This window comes from Alkaliphilus pronyensis (genome assembly GCF_009017275.1).
Classification (GTDB): domain Bacteria; phylum Bacillota; class Clostridia; order Peptostreptococcales; family Natronincolaceae; genus Alkaliphilus_C; species Alkaliphilus_C pronyensis.
Genome location: NZ_WBZC01000018.1, coordinates 34,644 through 40,643, shown reverse-complemented (window position 1 = coordinate 40,643; position 6,000 = coordinate 34,644). Strand labels below are relative to the sequence as shown.

General features: G+C 29.1%; 8 protein-coding genes. All 8 read right to left on the bottom strand.

The window, feature by feature from the left end:
* Nucleotides 1-140 precede the first annotated feature (140 nt).
* Nucleotides 141-425 (bottom strand): RNA polymerase sigma factor, encoded by a 285-nt coding sequence (locus F8154_RS06165; protein WP_151860733.1) that lies wholly within the window; start codon nt 423-425, stop codon nt 141-143.
* Between the two features lie 183 nt (nt 426-608).
* The gene (locus F8154_RS06160; protein ID WP_243141183.1) at nt 609-851 is read right to left on the bottom strand and encodes a L,D-transpeptidase family protein; all 243 of its coding nucleotides are present in this window, start codon (nt 849-851) and stop codon (nt 609-611) included.
* Between the two features lie 184 nt (nt 852-1,035).
* Entirely contained in the window at nt 1,036-1,659 is a 624-nt protein-coding gene (locus F8154_RS06155) for a S41 family peptidase (protein WP_243141186.1), read from the bottom strand.
* Between the two features lie 35 nt (nt 1,660-1,694).
* Entirely contained in the window at nt 1,695-2,333 is a 639-nt protein-coding gene (locus F8154_RS06150) for a S41 family peptidase (protein ID WP_151860731.1), read from the bottom strand.
* Between the two features lie 856 nt (nt 2,334-3,189).
* Complete coding sequence (locus F8154_RS06145) at nt 3,190-3,732, bottom strand: CD3073 family putative ECF transporter S component (protein ID WP_151860736.1); 543 nt, start codon at nt 3,730-3,732, stop codon at nt 3,190-3,192.
* A 280-nt stretch (nt 3,733-4,012) separates the two neighbouring features.
* Nucleotides 4,013-4,399, bottom strand: a complete 387-nt coding sequence (locus F8154_RS06140; RefSeq protein WP_151860730.1) for a nucleotidyltransferase substrate binding protein — start codon at nt 4,397-4,399, stop codon at nt 4,013-4,015.
* Nucleotides 4,392-4,676 (bottom strand): nucleotidyltransferase domain-containing protein, encoded by a 285-nt coding sequence (locus F8154_RS06135; protein ID WP_243141182.1) that lies wholly within the window; start codon nt 4,674-4,676, stop codon nt 4,392-4,394. The genes F8154_RS06140 and F8154_RS06135 overlap by 8 nt, the downstream gene beginning before the upstream one ends.
* A 207-nt stretch (nt 4,677-4,883) precedes the next feature.
* Nucleotides 4,884-5,927: an HD-GYP domain-containing protein gene (locus F8154_RS06130; protein WP_151860728.1), complete on the bottom strand. Its 1,044-nt coding sequence runs from the start codon at nt 5,925-5,927 to the stop codon at nt 4,884-4,886.
* Nucleotides 5,928-6,000 lie beyond the last annotated feature (73 nt).

Sequence of the window (6,000 nt, the reverse complement as noted above, 5' to 3'; positions counted from 1 at the left end):
TAAAGTTAGCTTTTGTATAATTGTTTACTAATCTTCATCCTGTACAGAATATTCAACTTCTTCTAGATTTACTGAATATCTCCTCTTACGTTGATTATAAAGAAAACTTATTTCGAAGCTTGGCGGCACTTATCTCCCGCTTAAGCAGCGGGAGTGCTAGTAACGCCGCTGAGATAAATATTGATTACTAAGTTCCTAACTATAACAACAATAAAGGATCTAGTTTTATTACAGTTTATGTCTTGTAGTTTATCTAAATGCTCTGATACCTTTAGTATTGCAGTTTGTACAACATCTTCTGCTTCATGATAATCACCAAGAATTTTATAAGCTGTATATATTAAATCTTTTTTATATAAAACATACATTTCTTCTAATTTATCTCGCTTAACTACATCATCTATTACTGCTAGGAAAATTAGCAAAGTATTCACCTCAATTCTATGTTATTAAGGCATTTATCATTCAACAAAAACTTTTAAATTATAACTTTATTAAAGTTATTCTACTTAAGAATATATAAAACCTCTATAAACCGTTCGACATATAATTACATTTTTTATAAAATTTAGAATGACTTCTGCTATAGAGCACACCCATATTAACATTTATCTTATAATAGAAAAAAGCCTATCTCTAAGCTTTTCTAATGTTTGGCAGGTAGTTATTAAAATGTATTCCTGTTGACACTTCCCCCAGGGTACGTTTAGTCCCATCCACCTGGTACCAAAGCCACTACCCCACCTTGCCTTACTAGTGACCTTCCAGTAGCCTAATGGTGATGGGGAGCTTATTTTACCGCTGGCTATTGTATATTGCTTAATTAATACATTGCCATTTAATAAGTACAATTTCTTTTCTGATATGTTAACTAATACCTTTAGGTCTTCATAATCTGGATTTTTAAAATCATATTATTTTGCCATTCTATATACTCGTTTAATCCCCTTACATCTCCCTGTTTTAAAAGATGACCGAAAGCTATGGTTAATGCTCTAATTTGTTTAAAAAGGTAGATGATAAATTATGTTTTATTTAATTAATTGCACTTTCTAACCCCTCTAGTTCAAGAACTTTTTGCACGCATAGATCATACTTAAAAAGTTTGTGTTTTTTAGGAAGATCTATTTCATAATGAGGTGTTGTTTTATGTTCTTCGTTTATAGTACCATCACTGGTAGTAGCAAGATCCATAGAGAATCTAAATAAAAATCCACTATTAGGCAACATTTCTATCCACGGATCATGACCAATTCCATCTCCGCTTGTTTTTTCACCAATTAATGTAGCTAAATTTACGTTTTTCACAAATACAGCAAATGCTTCTGATGCTGAATATACATATCTATCAACTAACAGATAAATGTTCCCTTGAAATTTTATTGATTCTTGATTTGGCTGTATATTATAAACATAGCTGATATAATACATAAATGATTGGTATATTTCACTTGAGAGCATTGGAAATTGACTTCTATCTAAATCCCTTACATGTTGTACATCAAAGTTATTAAATTCTTTTTTATAATTCAATAATTTTTTATTTATATCTCCGTTTTTATAAAAACTATAAGTATTCATTACATAATCTCTATCAATAATTAGAGGAAGCAAAAAATCACTCCAATATTCGCTATTGCCTCCATTATTACCTCTAATATCAATTACTAAAGCTTGATAATTCTTTACTCCTTCTAATAGTTTTTTATTAATTCTACATCTCTATCTCTTTCATTATTTTGGATCATTTTAGGTATGTAAATATAGCCTACCTTCCCTTCAACAATGTCTTTTACTTCAGCATTTTCTATAGGTTCTGTTTTAACATCACTTTTCCCATTGTAACTTATTGTGTTCTGTTTGTTAAGTTGTTTTAATTGGTAACGATTTTGTACAAGTTTATGATTTATATTATCTAATATTAAATTACACCAGTGATTTTGCATATCTTCTTCTATCGATATCTGATAATAGCCATCTCTGAAATATTCTACAAAACTCCTATTTAACATACTAGTATGGCTGTTATTTAAATCTCTTAAAATCATTTCTAAAGCATCAAAGAATTCATTATCTGATTCAGTACTTATAATTTTTTCTTTATAAATACTGTAATTAGCCTCCCAATCAATTCCATTAACTCTCCTGTTAACTTCTAAAAAAGGGTAATTTTCTATAATCACTTTATACATATATTCAAAATCTTGCAATTTTTCTTCAACCTTCAGGTTTCCTGAGTTTATAGCTTTTTCTGTTTCTAGACCGATACAAGCTATTGTTATTAAAATAACTATCAATAAAAAAAAGAAAATACACATATATTTAAATCTCATTTTTTATCCCTCTTTACAATTATATTATTTTTTCATAAATTGCCATTTCTGTCTTCATTTATGCATCAATTTAATTATCTATATTTTTCTTGTATACCTACGCTTGTAGCTATCAGTAATAAACATGTCCTTATCCTTTTCTTTAGTTGCCAGAATGGAGAAAAAAACTCCAATTGGTACCAATACTTTATCATGTTTTTAGTTGAACCCATGATTTCCTCCTTCATAAGAATAAATAATAGATTTGATAATATATAAATTATTCTATGTTACACTATATATAACCTTCGTAAATATTTCGACAAAATGCTACGATAATCAGCTCAAATGTTTATATTTAAATAATCACGCAATTATGTATAAACTTTGATTTAATAATAATTCCATGTTAAAGCACAGGAGCATACGCTCGTTATGGAGGTTGATTATGGGACCCATAGAAAATTTAGATTTAATAAAACAAAAATGTAGAATAATTAAAAAGTACGCTCCCTTACCTAATAAAGTTTTGGGATATTACCCCTAAAAAGTATATGTGTGATAAATATCGACTTAAATTAGATAAGAAACAGCTATTAGCTCTTAGATGGGCTTGTGATTATTATATTGTAACAGAAGAAAATTTGATGAAAAGATTTGAGTTTATGGTTAAGATAAATGCAGTTTGAGACTTGAATAGTAATATTGCAATTATAAAAGCAAAGTTTCACCAACAAAAGATAGCTTGTCTAGAATATTATTAATTCTAAACAAGCCATGCTACTATCTCTACTACTAAAGCTATTTACATATAATAATTATATTAACAATCTAGTTTATCTAGTAAACTTTATATGGATTTTTTAATAGCTTTTTTCTATGCATTTTTACTTAGCTTTCCTTTAAGAGGATCTACAGGTAGTTTTTGTATAAGTAATGCAACTAGTATGCAACTGGCGATTTTATCTACAAAATTGCCTGTAATCCTTGGTATAAAAGCTGCAGTAAATATTCTTTGACCACTGGCCAAAAGCCATGCAAAAATCAAGTCTGTTCCTCCACCAGTTACACCCCCATAAACAAATACAGCTATCGGTGTTCCTATTAGCGGAGCAATTACAGATAATATAAGACCTGTTATAACAGCAACTTTAATATTAAACTTAAACTTTTTAGCAATAAATCCTACTATTAATCCAATGACAACATTCACAATAGCAAATGGAATATTTTTAGGATTAGTAATCATTCCTTGAATTATATTAGTTAATCCTCCAGTTAATGCTCCTGCAAATGGTCCAAGAACAGCTGCTACAAATATTGTGCCTATAGTGTCTAAGAATAGTAATGGAATTTGTAATGTTTGTACTATAGTGCCAAAAGCAATGTTAATTACAATACCCAATGAAGCAAAAATCATAGCGTTAGTTGATTTAAATGTACTTTTCAATTTGTTCCCTCCTAATAAGTTTTTGTGTCTTATTCATTCTAATTGATTGGATTAAAAAGGTACAATTGAAAGTATCAATATTATTTAGTATTCTAATAGGGAAATCAAATCTCTTCCATAGTAATTATAATGCAAACACCGATCATAAAAAGTAACTTGGGTGACAGTGCAATCATAAAATTGTGTTTAAAACTTATGTAGTCAAAATAAAAAAAGCCTAAGGGTGAGTGAAGGCTTATTTTACCGCTGGCTATTGTAGCTTTTCTAAAAGCAGCTCAAACTCTTGGATGTATTTCCTTACTATTCTTTCTGCTATTTCCTCTGCCATTTCCTCTTTGTATACATGAGAGGTCATATTCCTATCATTTAACATTAGTAGCCAATTTTCTTCGTTATCAATTAGTTTTTGAGCATAAATCTCTTTTATAACTGCTTTAGGAGAATTTTTATCTGTAATACCTACATCTTCTAGGTACTCTTTTGCTGTTTTCCATGAAAGCTCATATGTAAACTCAAATCTCTGAATAAGACCATCTCGAACAACATCACTGGTGGTATTATTAAATTCTTCAGCAGCCTCCTTTAATCTATCCAGTGCCTTTTTATAGTTAACCCGCTTAGTTTTAAATTTACCCATAAATCACAACTCCCTCTGTTAAAATGTTTTCCATAAGCTTTTCATCTATATTGTCATCTATAAACACTACATCTATTTTTTTTAATGTATTTATTTCTTCTAAATCACAGCAAAACAATGCCTTTTCTGTTGGTGATAGCTGATGGCAAAAAACTGCTAAGTCATAATCACTAGTGTTAGTATTTTCACCTTTGGCACGGGAACCAAATAATATTATTTTATCAATTTTGTATTTATTTGCTACTTTAATAATTTGCTCTATTACATAATCCTTCACTTTTATCTCTTCTTTCCATTATTAATTATATACTTTAGTATTATTAACTATTATTTACACCTTAAAAGATATTTTAGTTTTATTTATTAATGAAACAAACACTATATATTTATATTAACATATATAGTGCTCTATTAGTGGATATTTGTTAAATTTTACTATATATTAATTGGTAGTCACTACTGCCTATAGATAGTGTTTAGGTAATTATAATATTTCAGCTATTTTGTAAATTGTGTGTTTTTTTAAGTCAATGTATATATCTTTAACTTTTATAACTGGAGAAATTATATTATTAGGTGGTAAATAGATAATCTCTCCTACTTCTTCATTATTCAACCTTACTTTAGTACCAGAATAAAATGATGCTATGTTATTTAGGAAGGTTCTGACAACTGCAATGTCGAGCTTATTATATCCAATATTAATAATTTCCTCAAAGGAATCAAAGGGAGTTTTCCGAGGCTTGTAAGCCCTCTCTGAGGTTAATGCATCATATATATCTGCAACAGCAATAATCTTAGCATATAAGCATATTTTTTCTCCTTTATGTCCGTAGGGATAGCCACTTCCATCCTCTCTTTCATGGTGTTGCAAAACACCTTGCTTCACCTTATAATCAAGCCAACTATACTCTTCGATTATATTATAGCCAATGGTTGCGTGTTCTTTTATAATATCAAATTCTTCTTTACTTAAGGCTTCCTTTTTATTTAATATCTCTTTAGGAATTTTTGCTTTACCAATATCATGTAGTATGCTGGCTTCAATAACATGCATTATTTCTTTTTTCTCTAAGCCTAGCCATTTACCAATAAACATTGAATAAAGTGCCACATTGATGGAGTGTCTATAGGTATATTCATCTATATTATCGAATTTATGTAATGCTTCGACTATTTTACATATGTTTTCTGAGCTGTTTAATAATTTATTGGCTATACTTTGAATGTCATTTGATTCAAGCTTGCCGCCCCTTGCAATATTTGAAAAAACACCCTTCATTTCTTTAACTAATTGTGTGTATTCTTCAACAATCGTTTCACTATATTCATTATGATTTTCAATGGACTCTTTCGTATCCCTTAACACGTAAATATGTGATATGTTAAAATCCAATAGCTTTTTTTTAATATACTCATTTATAACGCTATTCTTTAATATTACAGGGATGTTATATAGATCTATATATACATCGTCAGCAACAATTTCTCCATCTTTAGCATCCCTCGTAAGAATATATTTCTTCATTAGTCCACCCCTTTTTTTGTCTCTTTTTGGAATTTGGTTTAATAAAGTAGTTATTTATAGATAGAATCTAATG

Excerpts from the sequence above, each read along its gene's own strand:
- F8154_RS06150 (WP_151860731.1), bottom strand. The coding sequence starts at position 2,333 with ATGAGATTTAAATATATGTGTATTTTCTTTTTTTTATTGATAGTTATT.
- F8154_RS06145 (WP_151860736.1), bottom strand. The coding sequence starts at position 3,732 with ATGATTTTTGCTTCATTGGGTATTGTAATTAACATTGCTTTTGGCACT.
- F8154_RS06140 (WP_151860730.1), bottom strand. The coding sequence starts at position 4,399 with ATGGGTAAATTTAAAACTAAGCGGGTTAACTATAAAAAGGCACTGGAT.
- F8154_RS06130 (WP_151860728.1), bottom strand. The coding sequence starts at position 5,927 with ATGAAGAAATATATTCTTACGAGGGATGCTAAAGATGGAGAAATTGTT.